At 68.7% G+C, this 25616-nt stretch carries 24 protein-coding genes; 18 read left to right on the forward strand and 6 right to left on the reverse strand.

All coding sequences use genetic code 11. The features are described from left to right. Positions 1 to 9 precede the first annotated feature (9 nt). Positions 10 to 396, reverse strand: a complete 387-nt coding sequence (locus ACZYY4_RS00875; RefSeq protein ID WP_463807528.1) for a DUF6394 family protein — start codon at positions 394 to 396, stop codon at positions 10 to 12. Positions 397 to 405: 9 nt separating this feature from the next. Next, positions 406 to 1044 (reverse strand): hypothetical protein, encoded by a 639-nt coding sequence (locus ACZYY4_RS00880; RefSeq protein WP_463807529.1) that lies wholly within the window; start codon positions 1042 to 1044, stop codon positions 406 to 408. Between the two features lie 74 nt (positions 1045 to 1118). Between ACZYY4_RS00880 and ACZYY4_RS00885 the strand changes: the two genes are divergently transcribed. From ACZYY4_RS00885 to ACZYY4_RS00910, 6 genes are all read left to right on the forward strand, one after another. Then, on the forward strand, positions 1119 to 2015 hold the full coding sequence (locus ACZYY4_RS00885) for a phosphoribosylaminoimidazolesuccinocarboxamide synthase (RefSeq protein WP_463807530.1): 897 nt from the start codon (positions 1119 to 1121) through the stop codon (positions 2013 to 2015). Further along, positions 2012 to 4141, forward strand: coding sequence for a S9 family peptidase (locus ACZYY4_RS00890; protein WP_463807531.1), 2130 nt, complete (start codon positions 2012 to 2014; stop codon positions 4139 to 4141). Before ACZYY4_RS00885 ends, ACZYY4_RS00890 begins: the two co-directional genes overlap by 4 nt. Positions 4142 to 4191: 50 nt before the next feature. Further along, positions 4192 to 4680 carry a glutathione peroxidase gene (locus ACZYY4_RS00895; RefSeq protein WP_463807532.1) on the forward strand — a complete coding sequence of 163 codons (489 nt, stop codon included), beginning with the start codon at positions 4192 to 4194 and terminating at the stop codon, positions 4678 to 4680. After that, entirely contained in the window at positions 4680 to 6026 is a 1347-nt protein-coding gene (locus tag ACZYY4_RS00900) for a DUF2254 domain-containing protein (RefSeq protein ID WP_463807533.1), read from the forward strand. Before ACZYY4_RS00895 ends, ACZYY4_RS00900 begins: the two co-directional genes overlap by 1 nt. Positions 6027 to 6087: 61 nt before the next feature. Beyond that, a complete protein-coding gene (locus tag ACZYY4_RS00905; RefSeq protein WP_463807534.1) occupies positions 6088 to 6798 on the forward strand; it encodes a DUF2334 domain-containing protein in 711 nt (236 codons plus the stop codon). Between the two features lie 19 nt (positions 6799 to 6817). After that, a complete protein-coding gene (locus tag ACZYY4_RS00910) occupies positions 6818 to 8473 on the forward strand; it encodes an FAD-binding dehydrogenase (RefSeq protein ID WP_463807535.1) in 1656 nt (551 codons plus the stop codon). Positions 8474 to 8475: 2 nt separating this feature from the next. Here ACZYY4_RS00910 and ACZYY4_RS00915 read toward each other — a convergent pair whose 3' ends face one another. Beyond that, the gene (locus tag ACZYY4_RS00915; RefSeq protein ID WP_463807536.1) at positions 8476 to 9114 is read right to left on the reverse strand and encodes an MBL fold metallo-hydrolase; all 639 of its coding nucleotides are present in this window, start codon (positions 9112 to 9114) and stop codon (positions 8476 to 8478) included. 83 nt (positions 9115 to 9197) lie between these two features. On the opposite strand from ACZYY4_RS00915, the gene purS reads away from it, so the two are divergent. Both purS and purQ read left to right on the forward strand, forming a co-directional pair. Beyond that, the gene (gene purS / locus ACZYY4_RS00920; RefSeq protein ID WP_463807537.1) at positions 9198 to 9437 is read left to right on the forward strand and encodes a phosphoribosylformylglycinamidine synthase subunit PurS; all 240 of its coding nucleotides are present in this window, start codon (positions 9198 to 9200) and stop codon (positions 9435 to 9437) included. Beyond that, positions 9434 to 10108 (forward strand): phosphoribosylformylglycinamidine synthase subunit PurQ, encoded by a 675-nt coding sequence (gene purQ / locus ACZYY4_RS00925; RefSeq protein WP_463807538.1) that lies wholly within the window; start codon positions 9434 to 9436, stop codon positions 10106 to 10108. The genes purS and purQ overlap by 4 nt, the downstream gene beginning before the upstream one ends. A gap of 92 nt (positions 10109 to 10200) precedes the next feature. Here the strand turns inward: purQ and ACZYY4_RS00930 are convergent, their stop codons facing one another. From ACZYY4_RS00930 to ACZYY4_RS00940, 3 genes are all read right to left on the reverse strand, one after another. Then, complete coding sequence (locus ACZYY4_RS00930) at positions 10201 to 11829, reverse strand: PGRS repeat-containing protein (protein ID WP_463807540.1); 1629 nt, start codon at positions 11827 to 11829, stop codon at positions 10201 to 10203. A gap of 232 nt (positions 11830 to 12061) precedes the next feature. Continuing rightward, positions 12062 to 12859, reverse strand: coding sequence for a family 1 encapsulin nanocompartment shell protein (locus tag ACZYY4_RS00935; protein ID WP_463807541.1), 798 nt, complete (start codon positions 12857 to 12859; stop codon positions 12062 to 12064). Then, the gene (locus tag ACZYY4_RS00940) at positions 12856 to 13935 is read right to left on the reverse strand and encodes a Dyp-type peroxidase (RefSeq protein ID WP_463807942.1); all 1080 of its coding nucleotides are present in this window, start codon (positions 13933 to 13935) and stop codon (positions 12856 to 12858) included. Before ACZYY4_RS00940 ends, ACZYY4_RS00935 begins: the two co-directional genes overlap by 4 nt. Between ACZYY4_RS00940 and ACZYY4_RS00945 the strand changes: the two genes are divergently transcribed. From ACZYY4_RS00945 to ACZYY4_RS00990, 10 genes are all read left to right on the forward strand, one after another. Then, a complete protein-coding gene (locus ACZYY4_RS00945) occupies positions 13934 to 15199 on the forward strand; it encodes a M18 family aminopeptidase (RefSeq protein WP_463807542.1) in 1266 nt (421 codons plus the stop codon). The two genes, ACZYY4_RS00940 and ACZYY4_RS00945, sit on opposite strands and share 2 nt — an antisense overlap. A gap of 45 nt (positions 15200 to 15244) precedes the next feature. Continuing rightward, positions 15245 to 17515: a phosphoribosylformylglycinamidine synthase subunit PurL gene (purL, locus tag ACZYY4_RS00950; RefSeq protein ID WP_463807943.1), complete on the forward strand. Its 2271-nt coding sequence runs from the start codon at positions 15245 to 15247 to the stop codon at positions 17513 to 17515. A gap of 10 nt (positions 17516 to 17525) precedes the next feature. Continuing rightward, positions 17526 to 19232 carry an alpha/beta hydrolase gene (locus ACZYY4_RS00955; protein WP_463807543.1) on the forward strand — a complete coding sequence of 569 codons (1707 nt, stop codon included), beginning with the start codon at positions 17526 to 17528 and terminating at the stop codon, positions 19230 to 19232. Between the two features lie 91 nt (positions 19233 to 19323). Beyond that, positions 19324 to 20154, forward strand: coding sequence for an alpha/beta fold hydrolase (locus ACZYY4_RS00960; protein WP_463807544.1), 831 nt, complete (start codon positions 19324 to 19326; stop codon positions 20152 to 20154). 4 nt (positions 20155 to 20158) lie between these two features. Beyond that, positions 20159 to 20563 carry a sterol carrier family protein gene (locus ACZYY4_RS00965; protein ID WP_463807545.1) on the forward strand — a complete coding sequence of 135 codons (405 nt, stop codon included), beginning with the start codon at positions 20159 to 20161 and terminating at the stop codon, positions 20561 to 20563. Positions 20564 to 20613: 50 nt separating this feature from the next. Then, complete coding sequence (gene purF, locus ACZYY4_RS00970) at positions 20614 to 22131, forward strand: amidophosphoribosyltransferase (protein ID WP_463807546.1); 1518 nt, start codon at positions 20614 to 20616, stop codon at positions 22129 to 22131. A 138-nt stretch (positions 22132 to 22269) separates the two neighbouring features. Next, the gene (locus ACZYY4_RS00975) at positions 22270 to 23535 is read left to right on the forward strand and encodes an aromatic ring-hydroxylating oxygenase subunit alpha (RefSeq protein WP_463807547.1); all 1266 of its coding nucleotides are present in this window, start codon (positions 22270 to 22272) and stop codon (positions 23533 to 23535) included. A gap of 7 nt (positions 23536 to 23542) precedes the next feature. Then, on the forward strand, positions 23543 to 23872 hold the full coding sequence (locus ACZYY4_RS00980) for a hypothetical protein (protein ID WP_463807548.1): 330 nt from the start codon (positions 23543 to 23545) through the stop codon (positions 23870 to 23872). 8 nt (positions 23873 to 23880) lie between these two features. Further along, a complete protein-coding gene (locus ACZYY4_RS00985; RefSeq protein ID WP_463807549.1) occupies positions 23881 to 25137 on the forward strand; it encodes a metal-dependent hydrolase family protein in 1257 nt (418 codons plus the stop codon). A 15-nt stretch (positions 25138 to 25152) separates the two neighbouring features. After that, positions 25153 to 25605, forward strand: a complete 453-nt coding sequence (locus tag ACZYY4_RS00990) for a MarR family winged helix-turn-helix transcriptional regulator (protein ID WP_463807550.1) — start codon at positions 25153 to 25155, stop codon at positions 25603 to 25605. Positions 25606 to 25616 lie beyond the last annotated feature (11 nt).

A 25616-nucleotide genomic window follows, 5' to 3' on the forward strand; every position in this document is an offset into this window, starting at 1 on the left:
TATCGACGGCTATCGGCGTCTGAACGACGCCGTTTCGACCACCAGCAGACTGACCGACACGATGTTGGCCAGCAGCGCCCCGCCGGACAGCGACACCACGCTGGCGGTGGCATGCATGTCCAGCCCGTAGCTGGACACCTGGGTGTAGTAGACCCACATCGTCGCTGCGGCAGCGAGCTGGAGCAGTGCGACCAGGCTGGTCGCCAGGTGCACGGCACCGAGCTGGGTACGGTCACCGAACTTCAGGATCGAGGTGATGAAGGCGACGATGAGGGCGAGAAAGAGCTCCCAGGGGTTGTGGATGATCGGATCGCCGATGTCACCGATGAAGAACCCGAAATTCAATGTTGCCGCCAACAGCACAAAGAAACCGAAAACCACCTTCTCGAGGTTCACAACGGCAGCCTAACTCGGCGGAGTCGCCGATCGGGGATGTCGCGCGAGCCCGGCAGACCGCAGCTCAACACCGGCGAGTTCGGCGATGACGGCGAGGTCTTGATGCCGCCACGCGCCGACCGGATCGGGGCTGACCGCGGTCAGCGCGCGGTGCGGTCGGGTCGCCAGCGCGCGCAATGCCAGCAACTGCAGGCCGGCCGGGGTGGCGGCCAGCGCCAGCACCGCCCGCTTGCGCAGAAAGAACCGCAATCGCAACGCCAGCCACGGCATCGCCACCGCCAGGATCGGCGGCGACGCGACCGCGATGGCCAGCAGGTAGGCCAGCCAGCCGGCGGTGGTGTCCAGGTTGTGGCCGGCGCCGGCGATGTCGACGGCCGCCTCACCCGCGGCGGTGAGCGGCTTGCTCACCGCGCCGCCCACCAGCGGGATGCGATCCGCGCTCTCCCCGGCCGAGGCCAGGCTGTCGGCCACCCCGTTGGCGCCCCGCTCGAACTGCCGCCCGACCCCGGCGATGGTGGCGACCGCCCCGTGCACGGCCAGGCCGACCAACACCCACAGGAAGGTCCAGACCGCGACGACGGCGTCGCTGAACAGTTGGGCCAACAGGCGGCCGGGGGAGGTGGCGTAGGGCAGCAACCGGGACGTCATGGATCCGATCCCAACACACGCGGGACCGCTGCGTCCGGCTTCGCCGGTCTGGCCAGACCCATTAGGCTGGCGCAATGCCGCGTCCCGCGCTCTCCGACTACCAGCACCTGGCCAGCGGCAAAGTCCGCGAACTGTACCGAATCGACGATCAGCATCTCCTGTTCGTCGCTACCGACCGGATCTCGGCGTTCGACTTCATTCTGGACAGCCAGATCCCGGACAAGGGCCGCATCCTCACCGCGATGAGCGTCTTCTTCTTCGACATCGTCGAAGCGCCCAACCATCTGGCCGGTCCACCAGACGACCCGCGCATCCCCGACGAGGTGCTGGGCCGGGCGCTGGTGGTGCGCGAACTGCAGATGATGCCGATCGAGTGCGTGGCGCGCGGCTACCTGACCGGCTCGGGCCTGCTCGACTACCAGCGCAGCGGGTCGGTCTGTGGCATCGCGCTGCCGCCGGGGCTGGTGGAGGCCAGCAAGTTCGCCACTCCGTTGTTCACCCCGGCCACCAAGGCCGAGATCGGCGAACACGACGAGAACATCTCGTTCGCGCAGGTGATCGACCTGGTGGGGCCGGTGCGGGCCAGTCAACTGCGCGACCGCACCATGGCGACCTATGTGCAGGCGGCCGACCACGCGCTGACGAAGGGAATCATCATCGCCGACACCAAGTTCGAGTTCGGTGCCGACGACAACGGCAATCTGGTGCTGGCCGACGAGGTGTTCACTCCCGACTCGTCGCGGTACTGGCCGGCCGATCACTATCGGGCCGGGGTGGTGCAGGAAAGCTTCGACAAGCAGTTCGTGCGCAACTGGCTCACCGGACCGGAATCCGGCTGGGACCGGGCCGGTAGCCAGCCGCCGCCGGCGCTGCCGGATGACATCATCGCCGCGACCCGCGCCCGTTACGTCGAGGCCTACGAACGAATTTCAGGCCTGTCCTTCGATGATTGGGTCGGCCCCGAGGCATGACCGACGTCTCGCAGCCGCTGCCGGATCCTCCTTCGGCCAAGCGGGTGGACAGCACCCGCACCCACCACGGGGACGTGTTCGTCGACCCCTATGAATGGCTGCGGGACAAGGCCGACCCCGCGGTGATCGCTCACCTGGATGCCGAGAACGCCTACACCGACGCCGCGACCGCACACCTGGAGTCGTTGCGGCAGAATATCTTCGGCGAGATCAAGGCTCGCACGAAAGAGACCGACCTGTCGGTGCCCTCCCGGCGCGGAGAATGGTGGTATTACGCGCGCACCTTCGAGGGCAAGCAGTACGGCGTCCAATGTCGCTGTCCCGTCAGCTCTCCCGACGATTGGGATCCGCCTCGACTCGATGAGGCCACCGAGATCCCCGGCGAGCAGGTGCTGCTGGACCAGAACACCGAAGCCGAGGGCCACGACTTCTTCGCCCTCGGCGCCGCCGGCGTCAGCCCGGACGGCAACATCTTGGCCTACTCCGTCGACGTCGTCGGTGACGAGCGGTACACGCTGCGGTTCAAGGACTTGTCCACCGGCGAACTGTTCCCCGACGAGATCGCCGGAATCGGTGCCGGGGTGACCTGGGCAACTGATAGCCGCACCGTCTACTACATCACTGTCGACGCGGCCTGGCGCCCGGATACGGTGTGGCGCTACCGGATCGGCGCCGGACAGCCCGCCGAGCAGGTCTACCACGAGGAAGATGAGCGGTTCTGGCTGTCGGTCGGCCGTACCCGCAGCGACGCCTACGTGCTGATCGCGGCCGGGTCGTCGATCACCTCGGAGGTGCGCTACGCCGACGCGGCCGACCCACAGGCTCAGTTCACCGTGGTGCTGCCCCGCCGCGACGGCATCGAGTACTCGGTGGAGCACGCGATCCTCGATGGCCGGGACCGGTTCCTCATGTTGCACAACGACGGTGCGGTCAACTTCGCGCTGGTGCAGGCTCCGGTGGAGGACCCGACCGCGCAACAGACCCTGATCGCCGGACGTGATGACGTGCGACTGGATGCGGTAGATGCCTTCGCGCACCATCTGGTCGTCGGCTACCGAGCTGAGGGACTGCCACGTCTTCAGCTATGGCCGATCAGCAGTGATAGCGATTACCTACCGCCGCAGGAGATCACGTTCGACACCGAGTTGGCTTCCGCAGGCCTGGCGGCCAACCCGAATTGGGATGGACCGAAACTGCGAGTGGGTGCGACGTCGTTCATCACCCCGGTGCGCATCTACGACATCGATCTCGCGACCGGCGAACGCACCCTGCTGCGAGAACAGCCGGTGCTCGGCGAGTACCGTCGCGAAGACTACGTCGAGTACCGCGACTGGGCCTACGCGCAGGACGGCACCCGTGTCCCGGTGTCGGTCGTGCACCGCGCCGGTATCGATCTGCCCGCTCCCACAGTGCTTTACGGTTATGGCGCCTATGAGATGTGCGAAGACCCGCAGTTCTCGATCGCTCGACTGTCCCTGCTGGACCGGGGCATGGTGTTCGCCGTCGCGCACGTCCGTGGCGGCGGTGAGCTGGGTCGGCTGTGGTACGAGCACGGCAAGTTGCTGCAGAAGAAGAACAGCTTCACCGACTTCGTCGCCGTAGGGCGCCACCTGATCGCAGCCGGCGTCTGCGGGCCGGCGCATCTGGTGGCGATGGGTGGCAGCGCGGGCGGGCTGTTGATGGGCGCGGTGACCAACCTGGCGCCGGAGCTGTTCGCCGGCGTGGTGGCTCAGGTTCCCTTCGTCGACCCGCTGACCACCATCCTGGACCCGTCCCTTCCGCTGACCGTCACCGAGTGGGACGAGTGGGGAAACCCGCTGGGCGACAAGGACGTCTACTTCTACATGAAGTCCTATTCGCCGTATGAGAACGTCACCCGCCGGGAGTACCCGCCGATTCTGGCGATGACGTCGCTGCACGACACCAGGGTGTACTACGTCGAGCCGGCGAAGTGGGTTGCGGCGCTGCGACATACCAAGACCGACGGCAACCAGGTGCTGCTGAAAACCGAGATGAACGCCGGCCACGGCGGCATCTCCGGGCGTTACGAACGCTGGAAGGAGATCGCGTTCTCCTACGCATGGCTGCTGGCGACGGCCGGCTGCGACGTTCCCGGAAAACACTGATCGGTCCGAGCCGATCCCGACCACCACGGTCAGCGGGTAACCTCGCGGCCATGAGCCTCGCAGATATCCCCCTGACCACCCTCGACGGCCAGTCCACCGCGCTGGCCGACTACGCCGACCGCGCGGTCCTGGTCGTCAACGTCGCGTCCAAATGTGGACTCACCCCCCAATACGGCGCCCTGGAGAAGCTCGCCCAGGACTATGCCGACCGGGGCCTGACCGTGCTCGGCGTACCGTGCAACCAGTTCATGGGCCAGGAACCCGGAACCCCCGAGGAGATCGCGACCTTCTGCTCCACCACCTATGGCGTGACCTTTCCGCTGCTGGCCAAGACCGACGTCAACGGCGATGACCGGCATCCGCTCTACGCGGAGTTGACCAAGACCGCCGATGCCGATGGGTCCGCCGGGGACGTGCAGTGGAACTTCGAGAAGTTTCTGCTCGCCCCGGGGTCGACGGTGGTCAATCGGTTCCGGCCCACCACGGTGCCGGACGCGCCCGAGGTGATCGCCGCCATCGAGGCCGTACTGCCGAGCTGATGCGCCCCCGCTCGGAGCGCTTCCCGAGTGTAAGGGCGTTGGCGCTGGCTTACCGGTTCCGCGAGAGCCTGTTTCTGCTGCCGCTGCTGATCGTGTTCGGCGGCATGGTGTTGGCCGTCGTCTGCCGTGCGGTGGACCGGCGCATCGGGCCGTCGCCCCGCTTCCTTTTGAAGATGGACTCAGGGGTGGCCACCACGCTGCTGTCCACCATCGCCGGGGCGACGATCACCACGGCGGGGGTCATCTTCTCGCTGACCATCGTGAGCCTGCAGCTGGCGAGTTCGCAGCTGTCGCCGCGGGTGATGCGCTGGTTCATCCGGGACCGGCTCAGCCAGGTTGTGATCGGCCTGCTGGTCGCGACGTTCGTGTACTGCGTGCTGAGCCTGCCGGATCTGGACGGGTCGTCTCCGGTCCCCGCGCCTCCGGTGACGGTGACGGCCGCAGTCGTGCTGACGATCGTCACGGTGATCACGATCATCGCCCACGTCGACCACTTGGCTCATCGGCTCGAGGTAGGTCAGGTGGTGCGGGAAATCGCGGCGGAGGGCTCGATGGTGATCGACACCGTCGTGGCCGCCGCGGCCGATGAGCAGCCGGCCCCCGAGACCGACATGGACGCTCCGCCGGATGCGCTGCGGCTGAGATCGCCCGGCAACGGCTGGATCAGCCGGGTCGACACCCGGCGGCTGTTGGCCGCCATCCCGCCGAACACCAAGATCCGGTTGGACACCCGCGTCGGCGCCTACATCCACCTGGGCCAGCCGCTGGTCACCATCTGGCCGGCGCCGACTCACCCGGAACGGGTGCGGCACAAGCTGACCCGGGCGATCGCGGTCAGCGACAGCCGCACCATGCAGGAGGACGTCGACTTCGCCTTCCGCCAGCTCGTCGACATCGGCTTGCGTGCCCTGAGCTCGGCGATCAACGACCCCACCACCGCGGTGGAGGCGACGCTGCGCGTCGGCAGCCTGCTGCGCCGCCTGCTGGTGGTGCCGTCGCCGCTGGTGGCGGTGGCCGGCCCGGACGGGCGGATACTGCTGCGACCCTGGGGCCTTGACGCCAACGAGTACATCGCCCACGGCTTCGATCAGCTCCGTCAGGTCGCGCCGGGTCAGCCCCTGGTGGCGGCGACGATCCTGCGGGTGGTGCGGATGCTGGTCGTTCACGTCGAAGAAGAGGGCCGGCCCGAACACGTTCCCGCGCTGCGCGAGCAGGCCGACCTGCTGCTGGAATCTCTTGCCAAGGCGCCGGGCCTGCATCCCCGCGACCTGGCCCGACTGCGGGCGATCGCCGCCAACAGCACCGACCCGGCCAACCACAGCCGTCGCCGCCGGATGATCCCGTAACGCCAGCCGGCGTCTTCCTCGATGTCACCAGCCGGACATCTGCGCTGGCCACACTGGTGGGGTGACCGGACAGCTGATCGTCTCCGTCTCGGGGATCGGTGAACGGACCTGCGCCGACGCCGAGGCGTTCTGCGCGCATCTGGACAACCGCGCGATACCGGTGTCGCTGCTGGTGGCGCCGCGGCTCGGTGCGGACTACCGACTGGACCGCGACCCGCGCACGGTGGACTGGCTGGCGCACCGGCGGGCCGACGGTGCAGCCATCGTCCTGCACGGGTTCGATGAAGCCGCCACCAAGAAGCGTCGCGGCGAGTTCGCCACGCTGCCCGCCCACGAGGCCAACCTGCGACTACTGGGTGCCGACCGGGTGCTGGAGCACCTGGGATTGCGCACCCGGCTGTTCGCCGCGCCCGGCTGGACGGTATCACCGGGAACCGTGGTGGCGTTGCCGCGCAACGGGTTCCGTCTTCTTGCCGGTTTGCACGCCGTGACCGATCTGGTACTGGACCGCGCGGTGCGGGCCCGGGTGGTCGGCGTCGGAGCCGGATTTCTGACTACGCCCTGGTGGTGCCGGATGGTGGTGGCGACCAGTGAGCGCATCGCACGCCGCGGCGGTCTGGTTCGGCTGTCGGTGGGCGCTCGACAGCTGAGCCAACCCGGCGTGGTGACGGCAATGCTAGACGCGGTGGACACGGCCCTGGGCCACGGCTGTCTGCCGGAGAGCTACCGGTGGCCCGTCGCGGTCGATGTGCCCTCCGGGCTCAGCGCCTGAGTCGTTACCCTGGAACGCCATGAGCGATAGGGCGGACGCCGACGCGATCATCGTCGGGGCGGGTCTGGCCGGCCTGGTGGCGGCCTGCGAACTGGTGGAACGCGGGCAGCGGGTGTTGATCGCCGACCAGGAGAACGGCGCGAACCTGGGCGGGCAGGCGTTCTGGTCCTTCGGCGGCCTGTTCTTCGTCGACAGCCCCGAGCAGCGGCGACTGGGCGTGCGCGACAGCCACGAACTGGCACTGCAGGATTGGCTGGGCACCGCGCGCTTCGACCGCGCGTGCGACCATTGGCCGCGCCAATGGGCCCACGCCTACGTCGACTTCGCCTCCGGTGAGAAACGCAGCTGGCTGACCGCTCGCGGGCTGAAGGTCTTCCCGCTGGTCGGCTGGGCTGAGCGTGGCGGCTACGGCGCGATCGGGCCCGGCAATTCGGTGCCCCGGTTCCACATCACCTGGGGGACCGGGCCCGCCCTGGTCGAGATCTTCGCGGGCCGGCTGCGGGGCCGTTCCAGAGTCCGCTTCGCGCATCGGCACCAGGTCGACGAGCTGATCGTCGAAGGCGGCCGGGTGACCGGCGTGCGGGGCAGTGTGCTGGAACCGTCGTCCGCGCCGCGAGGTGTGGCTTCGTCACGGAACACGGTGGGGCAGTTCGAGTTCCGTGCTCCCGCGGTGCTGGTGACCAGCGGTGGCATCGGCGGGAACCTCGATCTGGTGCGCCAGAACTGGCCCGACCGGATGGGCCGCGTCCCGTCGCAACTGCTGGCCGGGGTACCCGCCCACGTCGACGGGCGGATGATCGGCATCACCGAGGCTGCCGGCGGCCGGGTGATCAACCGCGACCGGATGTGGCACTACACCGAGGGCATCACCAACTACGACCCGATCTGGCCCGGCCACGGCATCCGGATCATCCCCGGCCCGTCCCCGCTGTGGCTGGACGCGGCCGGCGCCCGGCTGCCCGGACCGCTGTACCCCGGCTTCGACACCCTGGGCACCTTGGAACACATCGCCCGCTCCGGGCAGGACTACACCTGGTTCGTGCTCAACGCGAAGATCATCGAGAAGGAATTCGCGCTGTCCGGTCAGGAGCAGAACCCGGACCTGACCGGGCGCAGCCTGCGTCAGTTGGTCGCGTCGCGCGCCCGGTCCGGGCCACCGCCGCCGGTGCAGGCGTTCATCGACCGCGGGGTGGACTTCGTGCACGCCGATTCGCTGCGGAATCTGGTCGAGCGCATGAACGACCTGCCCGACGTGGTGCCGCTGGACTACGCGACGGTGGCGGCCGAAGTCACCGCGCGCGACCGCGAGGTGGCCAACCGGTTCAGCAAGGACGGCCAGATCACCGCGATCCGTGGGGCCCGCGCCTACCTGGGCGACCGGCTGGGCCGGGTGGTCGCCCCGCACCGGTTGACCGACCCGGCCGCCGGCCCGCTGATCGCGGTCAAGCTGCACATCCTCACCCGGAAGACGTTGGGCGGCTTGGAGACCGACTTGGATTCCCGGGTGCTGGGCGGCGATGGCAAGCCGATCGACGGCCTGTATGCGGCCGGGGAGGTCGCTGGATTCGGGGGCGGCGGGGTGCACGGCTATCGGGCGCTGGAGGGCACGTTCCTGGGCGGGTGCATCTTCTCCGGCCGCGCCGCCGGCCGGGGCGCCGCCGGGGATATCGCCTAGAACTAGAACGCCACGGCGCTCTCGGCGGGCAGCACCTGGAAATCGGTGCGTCCCATCTCGGCGAGCCGGCCGTGGTAGATGCCACGGGCCTCGGTCGCGATGATGCCCTGGTGGATCGGCACGGCGGCCCGCGGCGCCACGGCGCGCAGATAGTCGACCGCCTCGGAGATCTTCATCCACGGCGCCGCGGCCGGGGTGGCGAGCACATCCACCGGCTCGCCGGGCACGAACAGCGCGTCGCCGGGATGCATCAAGCGCGCCGGATGACCGGCGTCGCCGACCAGGTAGGAGATGTTGTCGATCATCGGGATCTCCGGATGTATCACCGCGTGCTGCCCGCCCACCCCGCGCACCCGCAGCGAGCCGAGCTCGAAGGAATCCCCGACGTGCACCGGTCGCCATGGTGGGCCCAGCTGGGCGGCGGTCTGCGGGTCGGCGTAGAGCGCGGCGTCCGGATTGGCCTCGATCAGGGCCGGTAACCGGGCGGTGTCGACGTGGTCGGGGTGCTGGTGGGTGACGAGGATGGCCGTCAGCCCGGTGATGCCCTCGAAGCCGTGGGAGAAGTTTCCCGGGTCGAACAGCACCGTGGTGTCGACGAAATCGGCGAGCAGACAGGAATGGCCGAAGTGGGTCAGTCGCATGCCTTCGATTGTGCGCTCCGGCGCCGCGGACAGGCATCGGTATTGTTGACCCGACCGATCTCCGTCGACAGTAGGGAGCGCGCGTGGCCCGGGTGGTTGTGCACGTGATGCCCAAAGCCGAGATTCTCGACCCGCAGGGTCAAGCGATCGCCGGCGCGCTTTCCCGACTCGGACACACCGGAGTGTCGGAGGTGCGACAGGGCAAGCGCTTCGAACTCGAGGTCGACGATTCGATCGACGATGCCGCGCTCGCCGCGATCGCCGAATCACTGCTGGCAAACACGGTGATCGAGGACTGGACCGTGAGCCGGGAGACGCCGTGAGCGTCCGGGTGGGTGTCATCACCTTTCCCGGCACCCTCGACGACGTCGACGCTATACGCGCGGTCCGGTTCGTCGGTGCCGAGCCGGTCAACCTGTGGCATGCCGACGCCGACCTCAAGGGCGTCGACGCCGTCGTCGTCCCCGGCGGGTTCTCCTACGGCGACTACCTGCGCGCCGGCGCCATCGCCCGGTTCGCTCCGGTGATGGGCGAGGTAGTGGAGGCGGCTGGCCGCGGCATGCCGGTGCTGGGGATCTGCAACGGATTCCAGGTGCTGTGCGAGGCCGGGCTGTTGCCGGGCGCGCTGACCCGCAACGCCGGCCTGCACTTCGTCTGCCGCGACGTCTGGCTGCGGGTGGCTTCCACCGAGACGGCCTGGACGTCCCGGTTCGACGCCGACGCCGACCTGCTGGTGCCGCTGAAGTCCGGCGAGGGTCGCTACGTGGCCTCCCCGCAGGTGCTCGACGAGCTGGAGGCCGAGGGCCGGGTGGTGTTCCGCTACCTCGACAACATCAACGGCTCGATGCGCGACATCGCCGGGGTCAGCTCGGCCAACGGCCGGGTGGTAGGGCTGATGCCGCACCCCGAGCACGCGATCGAGGCACTGACCGGGCCCAGCGACGATGGGCTGGGGCTGTTCTACTCCGCGCTGGACGCGGTGCTGGCGGCCTGAGGTCTCCTGGTTCTTCTACCGCACGGACACCTAGACCGCAATAAAAGTGCCCGCACGCCGAGGGCGTGCGGGCACTTTTACGCCAACGCGTGTCAGGGAGCAGTGGGAGCGGTGGTCGGCCCGGCCGCACCCGTCTGGCCGTCGTCCCCGGGCGCGCCGGCCGTCCCATTGGTCTCGATGGTGTCGTTGCCGGTCGCCGTAGCGGTGCCGCCGGCACCGGGCTGACCGCCCGGACCGCCCTCGCCACCGGCCGCACCGGTGCCGCCGGTACCACCGTTGCCACCCGCGCCGCCGTTGCCGCCGTTGCCGGCCGTAGAGGCGCCACCCGAGCCGTGGGTGGTCGCGTTGCCACCCACGCCGCCGTTGCCACCCGCGCCGCCGGGCGAGCCGACAACACCGTCGGCGCCGGTACCGCCGATGGCGCCCACGCCGCCGTCGCCGCCGACGCCACCGATGGCGGTGCCCCCGGCGCCGTTGGCCCTGGCTTCGCCGCCGGCACCGCCGTCACCGCCGGTGCCGGCGATCAGGCCCTGGCCGCCGGTGCCGCCGGTCCCGCCGTCACCAGCGGCGGCCACGCCGCTGGAACCGTTGGACCGGGCGTCGCCGCCGTCGCCGCCGACCCCGCCGGTGCCGCCGTGCCCGTTCTCGGCGGTACCACCGGTGCCGCCCATCCCGCCGTCACCGCCGGTGGAGTTGCCGTCGTGGCCGTTGGAGGTGCCTTCGCCGCCGCTACCGCCCGCACCACCGGTGCCGCCTTCACCGCCGTTGCCGATGGGTGCAAAGGAGTCACCGCCGATGCCACCGGCACCGCCGCTGCCGCCGGTGACTGTGCCGCCGGCACCGTTGGCGGTACCGGCGCCACCGGCACCGCCCGCACCACCGGCACCACCGTTGCCGAAGATCAAGGTGCTGGCATCGCTGGTGTCGCCGCCGTTGCCACCGGTGCCACCGTTGGAGCCGAGCGCGGTGCTGCCGGCGCCGTTACCCGTGTCGGCATACCCGTCGCCACCGGTGCCGCCGACGCCGCCGTCACCCATCACCGTGCCGCCGGTGCCACCGTTGCCGCCGGCACCACCGTCCACTCCGGCCACGGTGGAGTCCCAGCCGTCGCCGCCGTCGCCGCCGTTGCCGAAGAATCCGGCGGAACCACCATCACCACCGGCCAGGCCCTGGACGGTGGAGTCCCAGCCGTCGCCGCCGTCGCCGAACCACAATCCGCCGGCGCCGCCTTCGGGATCGGTCTGGGTGCCGTCGATACCGTTGCAGATCAGGCCACAGGCGCCATCGAGGCTCTCCACGCCGTTCATCTGGATGTAGGCGGCATTGATGCTGTTGTCGATCTGCTGGCCCAGATCACTGTTGATCCAGCTCTCCAGCGCGGTGTGCCACGGGTCATACATCCACGACTCGACCACGCTCGCGGGGTCCAGATCAGGGTTGGCCGTCAGCAGCTGGTCCCAGAACGGTGAATCGCCGAAGACACCGTCGACTCCGGGGCCGGTCTCCAAAGCCGATCCTGCGACCAGGCTGGGGTCGAACATGTCCGTCAGCCAGTCGAATAGTCCATCATCGGCCTGTGCGTTCGGCGCGGTGGCCAGCGGGGCCATCCCGAACGCCAAGAACGCGGCCGCCGCGCTCCCCGCCCCGGCCAAACGATTGCGACGGCGTGCCTTCGCGCCGAGTGCCTGATCATGCTCCGTGGTGCGCTTGCTGATAGTCATCTACCTACCTCCCAGGTGTGGACTAACCCGTGTGAAAGCCTTATGCGGGCAAGGACTTTCTTAAGCTAACGCGGACCGGGAGGCGCAGCAACCTGAGACTCAGACTCTCAGGAATGCTTCCGCCAGTTGGCTTTTCGCGTAGGAGATTGTCCACTTATCCGGGGTTCCGTGCATGACAACGAACTCCCGACGCACTTGCTACGAACGGCTGATCCGAAGAACTCAGCACTGTCTAACAGGTCAGCGCGACGGCGGCCTCGGCGGTGTGGCACAGGAACGTACACGTCTCCTGCAGGTAAAGCGCTACGTTCTCGGCGTCATGTGACAGGTAGCCGATCGACACGTCGGTGCCCAACTGCAGGTCGAAATCCCCACCCCGGGTGGTGAGCACGAATGCGCCGTCGATCGCCGGCGCCCAGATGATGTCGCCGTCGACCAGGCGATGCAGGTGCTCGCGGATCGGGTATCCGTGTTGGGTGGTTTCGCTGACCTTGGTGTAGGTGTCGGCTGACAGCAGTACCGAGTACGGGCCGTCGACCCCGGCGAGGCGCAGGGCGGACAGCGCCTGGGCGATGACGTCGGGGATCTCGCGCGGGTCTTCCGGCAGCGTCAGCGCGGCGTTCGAGCTCGCGCTGCGGATACCCTGCACCGAGGCGGCGGGGTAGCCCTCGAAGATCAGCCGGTCCTCGGCGAATGCCAGCTTCTTGGCCGCGTCCTTGACCGGGTCCCAGTCGGCGTCCTGCGAGCCGCGCTCGACGTCGTCGATCTCCGCACGCGACAGGGTGAACGGTACCCGCAGGCGAACCAGCGGTTTGCTGGAGCGCAGGTGCGCCTGGACACCGTCGGCCGGGGCGCCGACATCGGTCAGTCGACCGGTGCCCACCGAGGCGGCAGTCGGCCCGGCCGGCTCGCTCACGTCGACGACCCGGCGGCCGGCGATGTGCCGCTTGAACGTCCGGCTCGCCTCCTGCTCGATGTCGGCCCAGGCCGCTTCGGTGACCGGGGCCAGATCGCGATACAGGTTGTTCATTGCGAGGTTCCTTTCAGACTGCCGATATTCAGTGAGCTTTCAACGCCGGGGCCGGCGGTCTCGACGGGCGCAGCCCGGGTCGGTGCCGCCGAGCCGGGGAGCGGCGGCGGATCGTCGAGGAAGTCGGCGGTGGGGGTGAAGAACAATCCGCCGGTGACCGCCGTGGAGAAATCCAGGATGCGGTCGGTGTTGCCCGGCGGGTCGCCGAGGAACATGTTGCGCAGCATCTGCTCGGTGATCTCCGGGCTGCGCGCGTAGGCGATGTAGTAGGTGCCGGACTCGCCGGCGCCCACCGCGCCGAACGGCATGTTGTGCCGCACGATGTCCAATTCATTGCCGTCGTCGTCGGTGATCACGTTCAGCGCGACGTGCGAGTCGGCCGGCTTCACCGCGTCGTCGAACTCGATGTCGTCGGCCTTGGTGCGGCCGATCACCCGCTCCTGCTCGGTGACCGGCAGTGCGTCCCAGGCGGCCATATCGTGCAGGTATTTCTGGATGTGCACATAAGACCCGCCGGCGAATTCGGGGTCCTCGTCACCGACCGCGGTGGCGTCGCGCGCCTCGTCACCGACCGGGTTCTCGGTGCCGTCGACGAAGCCCAGCAGGTCGCGATTGTCGAAGAACCGGAAACCATGCACCTCGTCGACCACGGTGACCGCGCCCGCCATCGCCTTGACGATTCGTCCCGCCAGCTCGAAGCAGACGTCCATCCTCTCGGCCTTGATGTGGAACAGCAGATCGCCCGGGGTGGCCGGAGCGGTGTGACGCGGACCGGTCAGCTCGACGAACGGATGCAGCTGTGCGGGTCGGGGCCCGTCGAACAGCCGGTCCCAGGCATCCGAGCCGATCGAGGTCACCAGCGACAGCCGTTTTGTCGGGTCACGGAAGCCGATCGCCCGGGCGAAACCCGCCAGCTCCGGCAATGCGTCGTGCACTGTCGTCGCACCGCCCTCATCGATGGTGGTGACCAGGAAAATGGCGGCACATGTCAAAGGAGCGGTGACGGGCTGAACGGACGGCACGGTATCGACCCTAACGTCCCCACCGCGGCCCGGATGCGAAAGACTTGAGGCCATGGCGGCCACCGCAACCGGATTATGCGAGTTCATCGACGCCTCACCATCGCCGTTTCACGCCTGCGTGACCGTCGCGCAGCGGCTGCGGGCCGCCGGCTACACCGAGCTCGCGGAGACTGACCGCTGGCCGGGGGCGCCCGGGCGCTACTTCACGGTGCGGGCCGGGTCGCTGGTGGCGTGGGACGGAGCGGGCGCCACCAGCCCGGGCGCCGGGTTCCGCATCGTCGGTGCCCACACCGACAGCCCGAACCTGCGGGTCAAGCAGCATCCCGTCCGCGAGGTGGCCGGCTGGCAGCTGGTGGCGTTGGCGCCCTACGGCGGCGCCTGGCTGAACTCCTGGCTGGACCGCGACCTGGGTGTCAGCGGGCGCCTCTCGGTGCGCAGTGGCGCCCACTATCTGGTCCGTATCGACGAGCCGATCCTGCGGGTGCCGCAACTGGCCATCCACCTGGCCGACGATCGCAAGGCGGTCACGCTGGACCCCCAGCGGCACCTCAACGCGGTCTGGGGGGATGGGGCGGCCCCGGACTTCTTGGGCTACGTCGCCGAACGCGCCGGGGTGGCACCCCGCGAGGTGCTGGGCTTCGACCTGATGACCCACGACCTGGCGCCGTCCGCACCGACCGGGGTGGGCGAGGAGTTCGTCAGTGCGCCGCGGCTGGACAACCAGGCCAGCTGCTACGCCGGGCTGGAGGCGCTGCTATCCGCGGGCTCCGCCCGACAGCCGGGCCGCTACCTGCCGGTGTTGGTGCTGTTCGACCATGAGGAGGTCGGGTCGACGTCGGATCACGGCGCTCAGTCGGACCTGCTGCGAGGCGTCCTGGAGCGGATCACGCTGGCCGCCGGCGGGGATCGGGAGGACTTGCTGCGCCGGCTGGCCGCCTCGACGCTGGCGTCGGCGGACATGGCGCATGCCACCCACCCCAACTACCCGGACCGCCACGAGCCGGGTCATCAGATCGCAGTCAACGCCGGCCCGGTGCTCAAGGTGCAGCCCAATCTGCGCTACGCCACCGACGGCCGCACCGCTGCGACGTTCGCCCTGGCCTGTGATCAGGCGGGGGTTCCGCTGCAGCGCTACGAACATCGCGCCGACCTGCCGTGCGGGTCGACCATCGGTCCGATGAGTGCGGCCCGCACCGGCATCCCCACCGTGGACGTGGGCGCACCGCAACTGGCCATGCATTCGGCGCGGGAGCTGATGGGCGCGCGCGACGTCGCCTCCTACGCGGCCGCGCTGGCGGCGTTCCTGGCGCCGGACTGAGCTAAATCGGTGCCCTACACTGTGGCCGTGACGCCCGGGCCTGCCATCGATACCGTCGAACACGCCGCCGCTACTCCCGACCATCCGCAACCCTTCGCCGAACTGGGCCTCAAGGACGACGAGTACCAGCGCATCCGCGACATCCTGGGCCGTCGTCCCACCGACGCCGAGCTGGCCATGTACTCGGTGATGTGGAGCGAGCACTGCTCCTACAAGTCCTCCAAGGTGCACCTGCGCTACTTCGGTGAGACCACCACCGACGAGATGCGCAAGGCCATGCTGGCCGGCATCGGCGAGAACGCCGGTGTGGTCGACATCGGTGACGGCTGGGCGGTCACGTTCAAGGTGGAGTCGCACAACCACCCGTCCTACGTCGAGCCGTATCAGGGCGCGGCCACCGGGGTGGGTGGCATCGTTCGCGACATCATGGCGATGGGCGCGCGTCCGGTCGCGGTGATGGACCAGCTGCGCTTCGGTGCCGCCGACGCCCCCGACACCCGCCGGGTGCTCGACGGGGTGGTGCGCGGCATCGGCGGCTACGGCAACTCGCTGGGGCTGCCCAACATCGGTGGCGAAACCGTCTTCGACGCCTGCTACGCCGGCAATCCCCTGGTCAACGCACTCTGTGTCGGGGTGCTCAAGAAAGAAGACCTGCACCTGGCCTTCGCGTCGGGTACCGGCAACAAGATCATCCTGTTCGGGGCGCGCACCGGCCTGGACGGTATCGGCGGCGTGTCGGTGCTGGCGTCGGACACCTTCGGCGGGGACGAGTCCGGTGCCGGGCGCAAGAAGCTGCCGTCGGTTCAGGTCGGCGACCCGTTCACCGAGAAGGTGCTCATCGAGTGCTGCCTGGAGCTGTACGCCGCCAAGCTGGTGGTCGGCATCCAGGACCTCGGTGGTGCCGGATTGTCCTGCGCCACTTCGGAGTTGGCATCCGCAGGTGACGGCGGCATGGCGATCGAACTGGAGAAGGTGCCGCTGCGCGCGGCGAACATGAACCCGGCCGAGGTGCTCTCCAGCGAGTCGCAGGAGCGGATGTGCGCCGTTGTGACACCGGAGAACGTGGACGCCTTCATGGCGGTGTGCGAGAAATGGGATGTGCTGGCAACGGTGATCGGTGAGGTCACCGCCGGCGACCGGCTGCAGATCACCTGGCATGGCCAGACCGTCGTCGACGTCCCGCCGCGCACGGTGGCCCACGAGGGCCCGATCTACCACCGCCCGGTGCAGCGCCCGGACACCCAGGACGCACTCAACGCCGACCGCTCCGGACACCTTCCGCGACCGGTAACCGGCGAGCAGCTGCGCGCGACTCTGCTTGCGCTGCTGGGCAGTCCACACCTGTGCAGCCGGGCGTTCATCACCGAACAGTACGACCGCTACGTGCGCGGCAACACCGTGCTGGCCGAGCACGCCGACGGCGGGATGCTGCGCATCGATGAGGCCTCCGGGCGCGGGATCGCCATCTCCACCGACGCCTCGGGCCGCTACACCAAGCTGGACCCCTACGCCGGTGCCCAGTTGGCGCTGGCCGAGGCGTACCGCAACGTGGCGGTCACCGGCGCCACGCCGATCGCCGTCACCAACTGCCTGAACTTCGGGTCCCCGGAAGACCCCGGAGTGATGTGGCAGTTCGCCGAGGCGGTACGCGGTCTGGCGGATGGTTGTGCGGCACTGGGGATTCCGGTCACCGGCGGCAACGTGAGCTTCTACAACCAGACCGGCGCAACACCGATCCACCCCACCCCGGTGGTCGGTGTGCTCGGCGTCATCGACGATGTGGACCGCCGGCTGCCGTCGGCGTTCGGCGTCGAGCCCGGCGAGACGTTGCTGTTGCTCGGTGACACCCGCGATGAGTTCGACGGCTCCATCTGGGCGCAGGTGACCGGCGACCATTTGGGCGGGCTGCCACCGGAAGTCGACCTGGAGCGCGAGAGGCTGCTCGCCGAGGTGCTGTGCGCGGCATCGCGCGACGGCCTGGTGTCAGGGGCGCACGACTTGAGCGAGGGCGGCCTGATCCAGGCCGTGGTCGAATCGGCGATCGCCGGTGAAACCGGTTGCCGCATTCTGCTTCCCGAAGGGGCTGACCCGTTCGTATTCCTGTTCTCCGAGTCGGCGGGGCGGGCGCTGGTCGCGGTGCCGCGCACCGAGGAGACCCGATTCCGTTCCATGTGCGAGGCACGCGGGCTGCCGGCCGTGCGCATCGGTGTGGTGGACCAGGCCTCGAGCGAGGTGGAGGTCCAAGGTCAGTTCAGTGTGCCGCTGGCGGAGCTGCGCAGCACATCGGAGGCGGTGCTGCCGGGGATCTTCGGATAACCGCACTGGCATGGGGACCACGGCCGCACCCCGGAGCAGACACCCGCTGTTGGTGTGGGCATGGGGGCTGTTGCGGCTGAAGTTCGTCGGGGTGGGCTTCGGTGCGCTGTTCTTCTGTCTTTCGCTGACCCCGTCGCTGTTGCCGCGCGACTGGCTGTTCCAGGGTCTGATCGGTGGCATCAACGCCGCCTTCGGCTACGGCCTGGGAGTGGTGATCGGTGCGGCGGTCGACCGGTTCGTGCTGCGCGGCGCCCGGTGGTGGCCGCCGTCGAAACGGGTGCTGCTCTTGCTGAAGTCGGCCGTCGTGGTGGCGGCGCCGACCGCGTGCGTGCTGATGCTGATCCCGGCCGCCGGCTGGCAGCGGGAGGTTTCGGAGCTGCTCGGCATCGAAGGCCCGGGAACGCTGGGTTACCTGCGCACCCTGGGCGTTGCGATCGGCGTCGCGGCCGCCCTGGTCGCGACGGTGCGGACGCTGATCGACATCAGCCGGCTGCTGGCCCGGGCGTTGATCCGGCGCTGGCATCTGCACAACGAGGTCGCCCTGTTCATCGGCACCGCGATCGTCGTCGTGGTGTTGGTCAGCTTGATCAACGGGGTGCTCATCCGCGGGTTCTTCGCCGGCGCCAGCGCGGTGTTCCAGCCCGAGGACAGCGGCACCCAACCCTGGGCGATCCAGCCGCAGCAGCCGGAGCGGTCCGGCAGCCCGGCGTCGTTGGCGCCGTGGGACACCCTGGGCAGCCAGGGCCGCAGCTTCGTGGCCGGGGGCGCGCACGCGGACGAACTGAGCCGGATCAACGGGCGGCCCGCCCGCGAACCCATCCGGGTGTACGCCGGGCTGCACAGCGCAGAAGACGATCAGGCCCGGATGGAGCTGCTGGTCGACGAACTGGAACGCACCCACGCCTTCGACCGCCGGGTGCTGGTCGTGGTACCGACCACCGGCACCGGGTGGGTCAATCCGGCCGCAGCGAATTCGTTGGAGACGCTCTACAACGGTGACACCGCGATGGTCGCCGTGCAGTACTCGTACCTGCCGAGCTGGATCTCGTTTCTGGCCGACCAGCGCAAGTCGATGGACTCCGGCCGGCTGCTGGTGCAGACCATCGCGCAGCGCTGGCAACGCCTGCCCGCCGATCACCGGCCCAAGCTGGTGCTCTACGGCGAAAGCCTGGGTGCGATGGCCGGTCAGGCCGCGTTCGACTGGCTGCCCGACATCGCCGAGATGGGTTTCGACGCGGTGCTGTGGGTGGGCCCCCCGCAGGCCAGCCCGCTGTGGCACGCGCTGCTGGTGCGACGCGACCCGGGCAGCACCGCGACGCTGCCGCGCTACGACAACGGGCGCACCGTGCGGTTCTCCCAGGCCACCTTGCCGGCCGAGATCGCCGGGATTGCCGCGCCGCCGTGGCCCGGCTCGCGGGTGCTGTTCTTGCAGCACGCCTCCGATCCGGTGGTCTGGTGGTCCCCGGATCTGCTGTTCGCCCGGCCCGACTGGCTGACCGAGGCGCCCGGCCCGGACCGCACCGCGTCGATGCGGTGGTATCCGGTGGTGACGTTCTGGCAGGTCAGCGCCGATCTGGCGCACGGTGAATCGATGCCGTCCGGGCACGGCCACAACTACGCCGACACGATCCTGGACGGCTGGGTGGCGGTGCTGCCTCCGGACGGGTGGAAGCCGGACGACACCGAGCGGATCCGGGCGGCACTGCGGGGCCGATAGGGCGGTTCCAGCTTCGCCTCTCCTTCGTTGAGTCTTGCTGAACCGCCGGGGCTGGGTAGTCGCACCCAGCAGAATGCGGGATGCTTCACCCATGGAGCGCTACACCCGTGACGGCCTGGTATTCGATGTCCGCGACGCCGGTCCACCCGACGGGCCGGTCGTGGTGTTGCTGCACGGCTTCCCGCAACGCAACGACAGCTGGAACGCCGTGATCGACCGGCTCACCGCCGCAGGCTACCGGTGCCTGGCACCCAACCAGCGCGGCTATTCACCCGGTGCGCGGCCGCCCCGGCGCCGTGACTATCGGCTGTCCGAACTCGTCGCCGACGTCGGCGCCCTGATCGACGCCAGTGGTGCGCAGCGGGTGCACCTGGTGGGACACGACTGGGGTGCGGCGGTGGCGTGGGCCGTCGCGGCCGAAATGCCCGAACGGCTCGCCACCGTGTCGCCGGTGTCGGTGCCGCATCCTGCCGCGTTCCTGAAGTCGCTTGTCACCAGTCGACAGGGCCTGGCGTCCTGGTACATGGGTTTCTTCCAGCTGCCGTGGCTGCCGGAATTGCTGATGAGACGCGTCGCCGTCAAAGCCCTGTTGCGCAGCGGGCAGACCGCAGCCGTGGCCGAACGGGATGCCCGGGCCATGACCGAACGAGGTGCGCTGACCGGCGGGCTCAACTGGTACCGGGGCATGCCCCTGTCGGACGTCCGGGCCAGTACCCGGCGCGTTTCGGTGCCCACCATGTACGTGTGGAGCGACCGCGACATCGCCCTGAAACCCAAGGCGGCTCGCAACACCGTCCGATACGTCGACGCGGATTACCGATTCGAGGTGCTCCCGGGCGTCTCGCACTGGATCCCCGATACCGAGCCGGACCGGCTCGCCGACCTGCTGCTCGATTGGTTCGCCACCGACCGAGACGACTGAGGCGATGGCAGTCGATCCCGCACGTTCGAAATCGGACCCGGCGAAGACCCGCGCGGCCGTGCTGGCGCTCGCCGACTGGCTGCGCGACGAGAGCCGGCCCGCCCCGGACCGGACGGAACTGGCCGCCGCGGTCCGCCTGACCGCCCGCACCCTGGCCGAGCTGGCCCCGGGCGCCAGCGTCGAGTTGCGCGTTCCGCCCTTTGTCGCCGTGCAGTGCATCGCCGGGCCGCGACATACCCGCGGCACCCCGCCCAACGTCGTCGAGACCGACCCGCGCAGCTGGCTGTTGCTGGCCGCCGGGCTGCTCTCCACACCCGAGGCCACGGCCACCGCGAAACTGCGGTTGTCCGGCTCGCGGGCCGCCGAGATCGCCGAATGGCTGCCGTTGGTCAAACTCGGCGCCGATTGACCGTAGACTGGACGCCGTCACTCACGCCCGCCCCCTGGAGCAGCCAAAACGTGCCTGACCAGCAAGTGGAAGACCTTGAGAACGCGCCCCGTGAGGAGTGCGGCGTATTCGGCGTATGGGCTCCCGGCGAAGAAGTAGCCAAGCTCACGTATTACGGCCTGTATGCGTTGCAGCATCGCGGTCAGGAGGCCGCCGGGATCGCGGTGGGCGACGGCTCGCAGGTGCTGGTGTTCAAGGATCTCGGCTTGGTCAGCCAGGTATTCGAAGAGCAGACGTTGATAGCGATGCCGGGGCACGTGGCCATCGGGCACTGTCGCTACTCCACCACCGGTGACACCACCTGGGAGAACGCGCAGCCGGTGTTCCGCAACACCGCGGCCGGCACCGGACTGGCGCTGGGCCACAACGGCAATCTGGTCAACACCACCGAACTGGCCCGCCGCGCCCGCGAACTGGGCCTGATCGACACCCGCCGCCCCGGCGTCGCCACCACCGACTCCGACATCCTGGGGGCGCTGCTGGCGCACGGGGCCGCGGACACCACCCTGGAGCAGGCGGCGCTGGAGTTGCTGCCGACGGCGCGCGGCGCGTTCTGCCTGACCTTCATGGACGAGAACACCCTGTACGCCGCTCGTGATCCGTGGGGGGTGCGGCCGTTGTCGCTGGGGCGGCTCGACCGCGGCTGGGTGGTGGCCTCTGAAACCGCCGCGCTGGACATCGTCGGCGCCTCGTTCGTCCGGGACATCGAACCGGGTGAGCTGCTGGCGATCGACGCCGACGGGGTGCGTTCCACCCGGTTCGCCAACCCCACCCCGAAGGGTTGTGTGTTCGAGTACGTCTACCTGGCCCGGCCCGACAGCACCATTGCCGGCCGGTCGGTGCACGCCACCCGGGTGGAGGTCGGCCGCCGGCTGGCCCGTGCACATCCCGTGGACGCCGACCTGGTCATCGGGGTGCCGGAGTCCGGCATCCCGGCCGCCGTCGGCTACGCCCAGGAGTCCGGCATCGACTACGGGCAGGGACTGACCAAGAATGCCTATGTCGGACGGACGTTCATCCAGCCGTCGCAGACCATCCGGCAGTTGGGTATCCGGCTCAAACTCAACCCGCTCAAGGAGATCATCCGCGGCAAGCGGCTCATCGTCGTCGATGACTCGATCGTGCGCGGCAACACCCAGCGCGCGCTGGTGCGGATGCTCCGCGAGGCGGGCGCCGTCGAGGTGCACGTGCGGATCGGCTCCCCACCGGTGAAGTGGCCCTGCTTCTACGGCATCGACTTCGCCTCGCCGGCCGAGTTGATCGCCAACGTCGTCGAGGACGAGGCCGAGATGCTCGAGGCGGTGCGGCGCACCATCGGCGCCGACAGCCTGGGTTACGCCGGGCTGGACGACATGATCGCCGCCACCGAGCAGCCCCGCTCGCGGCTGTGCACCGCCTGCTTCGACGGCAACTATCCGATCGAGTTGCCCGGTGACAGTGCCCTGGGCAAGAACGTCATCGAGCAGATGTTGGCCAACACGGCGTTGCAGGCCGAGAGCGACATCGACCCTGCGCTGAGCCAGCCCTAGCCAAATCCGGTCTCCCGCAGTCCCTCGAGTCGGCGTCTGCCATTAGTATCAACTACTTGACATTGGATCGGTCAGTCGATAGCGTCGGCGCCATCGAGAGCTCGTGACCTGACATCATCGGCTAGGACAGGAGTGGTTGTGGCGCGTTTTCCCAAGCCGCCCGAGGGCAGTTGGACCCAGCACTATCCCGAACTCGGTACCGAACCGGTGTCGTACCGGGATTCGATAACGCCCGAGGTCTATGAGAAGGAGCGGGCGGCGATCTTCAAGCGTGCCTGGCTGAATGTCGGTCGGGTGGAACAGCTTCCGCGAAAAGGAAGCTATTACACCAAGGAGCTCAAGGTCGTCAACACCTCGATCATCTTGGTGCGCACGACATCTGACGAGGTCAAGGCCTACCACAACGTCTGCCGGCATCGCGGCAACAAGCTGGTGTGGGACACCATGCCGTTGGAGGAGACCAGCGGTAACTGCCGCCAGTTCACCTGCAAGTACCACGGTTGGCGCTACGACCTCGACGGCAACCTGACCCATGTGCAGCAGGAAGAGGAGTTCTTCGACCTGGACAAGAGCAACTACGGGCTGGTCGGCGTGCACTGCGAAGTCTGGGAAGGCTTCATCTTCGTCAACTTCGCGCCGGAGCCCGAGCAATCGTTGCGCGAATTCCTCGGACCGATGGTCACGGCGTTGGAAGGTTACCCATTCGGGAAGATGACGTCGCGCTGGCAGTACCGTTCGTCGGTCAATGCCAACTGGAAGCTGTTCCTGGATGCATTCCAGGAGTTCTATCACGCGCCGGTGCTGCACGGGAACCAGACGCCCACGGCCTTCCGGGTGGCGGCCGAAGAAGCCGGCTTCGAAGCACCCCACTACCGTCTCGAGGGGCCGCACCGGTTGGTGAGCACCTCGGGTGTGCGGGCCTGGGAGATGGCCGCAGAGATGCGCAAGCCCATCGAGGAGATCCTCCAGAGCGGGCTGTTCGGCCCGTGGGACTCGCCGGACATCGGCCCGGTACCCGAGGGCCTCAACCCGGCGAAATGCGATCCCTGGGGCCTGGATTCGTTCCAGATCTTCCCCAACTTCAGCATCCTGTTCTGGGGCCAGGGCTGGTACCTGACCTACCACTACTGGCCGACGTCGCACGACTCGCACATCTTCGAAGGCACGCTGTACTTTCCGCAGCCGCGCACACCCCGCGAGCGGGTCGCCCAGGAACTCGCGGCGGTGTCGTTCAAGGAGTACGGATTGCAGGACGCCAGCACCTTGGAGGCGACGCACACGATGATCGGCACCGGCGCGGTGGACCGCTTTCTGCTCAATGACCAGGAGGTGCTGATCCGGCACTTCCACCACGAAACCGCCAAGTGGATCGCCGAATTCGAGCACTCGAGCGCGAAGGTGTGAGCGGGGAATGACCACTATGCTGCCGACGGAGTTCGCCGACCTCGAGTCGTTCAACGATTGGTGCCTGGGCTCCGAACCCGAGCGCTACGCCAAGCGTATGGACAGTTCCATGGCGGACATGCAGGCGTTCTACGACGCCATTACGGCGCGCGCCGAGGAGGCGCTGGCCTACTGCGACAAGTTCGGCCTCGATGACCTGCCCGAAGACGTGCTCAACCTGATGCACCTGCTGTATTCCATGATCACGGTGGCGTTCCCGGCCGAATCCTGGAAGCAGCCGCGAGTTCCCGACTCGGGCGCCGCAGTCATCGAGTGCGTATTCGAGCCTTTCCCGTGAGCCAGCCGATGACCGGGACCACAGTGCTGCGAGCCGCCCGGTGGCTCGACATCGATGCCGGGGTGGTGCGTACTCCGGCGGTCGTGGTGATCGAGGACGGCCGCATCACCGCGATCAATCCCGAAGCGCCGGTTGCGGATTCCGCCTCCGAAATTGACGAGATCGACCTCGGTGACGTCACGTTGCTGCCGGGCCTGATGGACATGGAGCTCAACCTGCTCATCGGCGGGCCGGGCAGCCCGGAAGGGCTTCCCACGCCGCTGCACGGAGTGCAGGACGATCCGGCCTACCGCACCCTGCGAGGCGCGGTCAATGCGCGGACCACCTTGGAAGCCGGGTTCACCACGGTGCGCAACCTCGGGTTGATGGTCAAGACCGGCGGCTATCTCCTCGACGTCGCCCTGCAGCGCGCCATCGACCAGGGCTGGCATGTCGGTCCCCGCATCTACGCCGCCGGCCATGCCGTCACGCCCTACGGTGGCCATCTGGATCCGACGGTCTTCCAACGGCTCGCGCCGGGCGTCATGCCGCTGTCGGTCGCCGAGGGCATCGCCAACGGCGTGCCCGACGTGACAGCCTGCGTGCGCTACCAGATCCGCCACGGCGCCAAGCTGATCAAGGTGTCGGCGTCCGGCGGAGTCATGTCACACAGCACCTCCCCGGGAGCCCAGCAGTACTCCGATGCCGAACTCGCGGCGATCGCCGACGAGGCGCACCGTGCCGGGGTGCGGGTAGCCGCGCACGCCATCGGCGACAACGCGATCCGGGCGTGTATTCGGGCCGGCATCGACTGCATCGAACACGGCTTCCTGGCCACCGACGCCACTTTGGCGATGATGGTGGAGCACGGCACGTTCCTGGTCTCCACCACCTACTTGACCGATGCCATGGCGATCGACCGGATCGCTCCCGAACTGCGCAAGAAAGCCGCCGAGGTGTTCCCGCGCGCCAAAGCCATGTTGCCCCGGGCGATCGAGGCCGGCGTACGCATCGCCTGCGGCACCGACGCACCGGCCATCCCGCACGGCCAGAACGCCAAGGAACTGGCCGCGCTGGTGCAGCGCGGCATGACTCCGGTGCAGGCACTGCGTGCGGCCACCGTCACCAGCGCCGAGCTCATCGACGCCGAGCACGAACTCGGCCGGCTGGCACCGGGCTACTGTGCGGATATCATCGCGGTGCCGGGCGACCCGACCCGGGACATCGGTGTCACCGGCGACGTGCGGTTTGTCATGAAGGACGGCCGAGTCTACAAGCGCAGCTGACCGGGAAGTGAGGACATGGATCCCACCCGCAACACCCTGTGGCTGCTCAAGCAGGCCTTCTACTATTCGCTGACGACCGTGAACGAGGCAATCAGCGATTACGGGGTGAGCACCGCTCAGATCGGGTTGCTACGTCAGCTCGCCGGCGAACCGGGGCTGTCCGGCGCCGAGTTGGCCCGCCGGCTGCTGATCACCCCGCAGGGGGTGCAGCTGGCGCTGAGTGCACTCGAGGGCCGCGGCCTGGTGGAGCGTAAGCCGGATCCGCGGCACGGGCGAATCCTGCGGGGGTATCTCACCGACGAGGGGCGCTCGGTGGCCTCGGCGGTTATCGCCGACGCGATCGCCGCGCACGACAACGTGTTCGGCGTGCTGACCGCCGACGAGCAGGAGACGCTGCGCGCCCTGCTGACCCGGGTGGTCGAGCAGGGCACCGGCCACACCCTGTTCGCCGACCACGTCGATCCCTGACGGGCAGGGGC

Source organism: Mycobacterium sp. IDUB_21, from assembly GCF_055419425.1.

Bases quoted from the DNA above. Each gene is read 5' to 3' on its own strand.
- ACZYY4_RS00880 (WP_463807529.1), bottom strand. From the start codon at position 1,044: ATGACGTCCCGGTTGCTGCCCTACGCCACCTCCCCCGGCCGCCTGTTG.
- ACZYY4_RS00885 (WP_463807530.1), top strand. From the start codon at position 1,119: ATGCCGCGTCCCGCGCTCTCCGACTACCAGCACCTGGCCAGCGGCAAA.
- ACZYY4_RS00890 (WP_463807531.1), top strand. From the start codon at position 2,012: ATGACCGACGTCTCGCAGCCGCTGCCGGATCCTCCTTCGGCCAAGCGG.
- ACZYY4_RS00895 (WP_463807532.1), top strand. From the start codon at position 4,192: ATGAGCCTCGCAGATATCCCCCTGACCACCCTCGACGGCCAGTCCACC.
- ACZYY4_RS00900 (WP_463807533.1), top strand. From the start codon at position 4,680: ATGCGCCCCCGCTCGGAGCGCTTCCCGAGTGTAAGGGCGTTGGCGCTG.
- ACZYY4_RS00910 (WP_463807535.1), top strand. From the start codon at position 6,818: ATGAGCGATAGGGCGGACGCCGACGCGATCATCGTCGGGGCGGGTCTG.
- ACZYY4_RS00915 (WP_463807536.1), bottom strand. From the start codon at position 9,114: ATGCGACTGACCCACTTCGGCCATTCCTGTCTGCTCGCCGATTTCGTC.
- ACZYY4_RS00930 (WP_463807540.1), bottom strand. From the start codon at position 11,829: ATGACTATCAGCAAGCGCACCACGGAGCATGATCAGGCACTCGGCGCG.
- ACZYY4_RS00935 (WP_463807541.1), bottom strand. From the start codon at position 12,859: ATGAACAACCTGTATCGCGATCTGGCCCCGGTCACCGAAGCGGCCTGG.
- ACZYY4_RS00945 (WP_463807542.1), top strand. From the start codon at position 13,934: ATGGCGGCCACCGCAACCGGATTATGCGAGTTCATCGACGCCTCACCA.
- ACZYY4_RS00940 (WP_463807942.1), bottom strand. From the start codon at position 13,935: ATGGCCTCAAGTCTTTCGCATCCGGGCCGCGGTGGGGACGTTAGGGTC.
- ACZYY4_RS00955 (WP_463807543.1), top strand. From the start codon at position 17,526: ATGGGGACCACGGCCGCACCCCGGAGCAGACACCCGCTGTTGGTGTGG.
- ACZYY4_RS00960 (WP_463807544.1), top strand. From the start codon at position 19,324: ATGGAGCGCTACACCCGTGACGGCCTGGTATTCGATGTCCGCGACGCC.
- ACZYY4_RS00965 (WP_463807545.1), top strand. From the start codon at position 20,159: ATGGCAGTCGATCCCGCACGTTCGAAATCGGACCCGGCGAAGACCCGC.
- ACZYY4_RS00980 (WP_463807548.1), top strand. From the start codon at position 23,543: ATGACCACTATGCTGCCGACGGAGTTCGCCGACCTCGAGTCGTTCAAC.
- ACZYY4_RS00985 (WP_463807549.1), top strand. From the start codon at position 23,881: ATGACCGGGACCACAGTGCTGCGAGCCGCCCGGTGGCTCGACATCGAT.
- ACZYY4_RS00990 (WP_463807550.1), top strand. From the start codon at position 25,153: ATGGATCCCACCCGCAACACCCTGTGGCTGCTCAAGCAGGCCTTCTAC.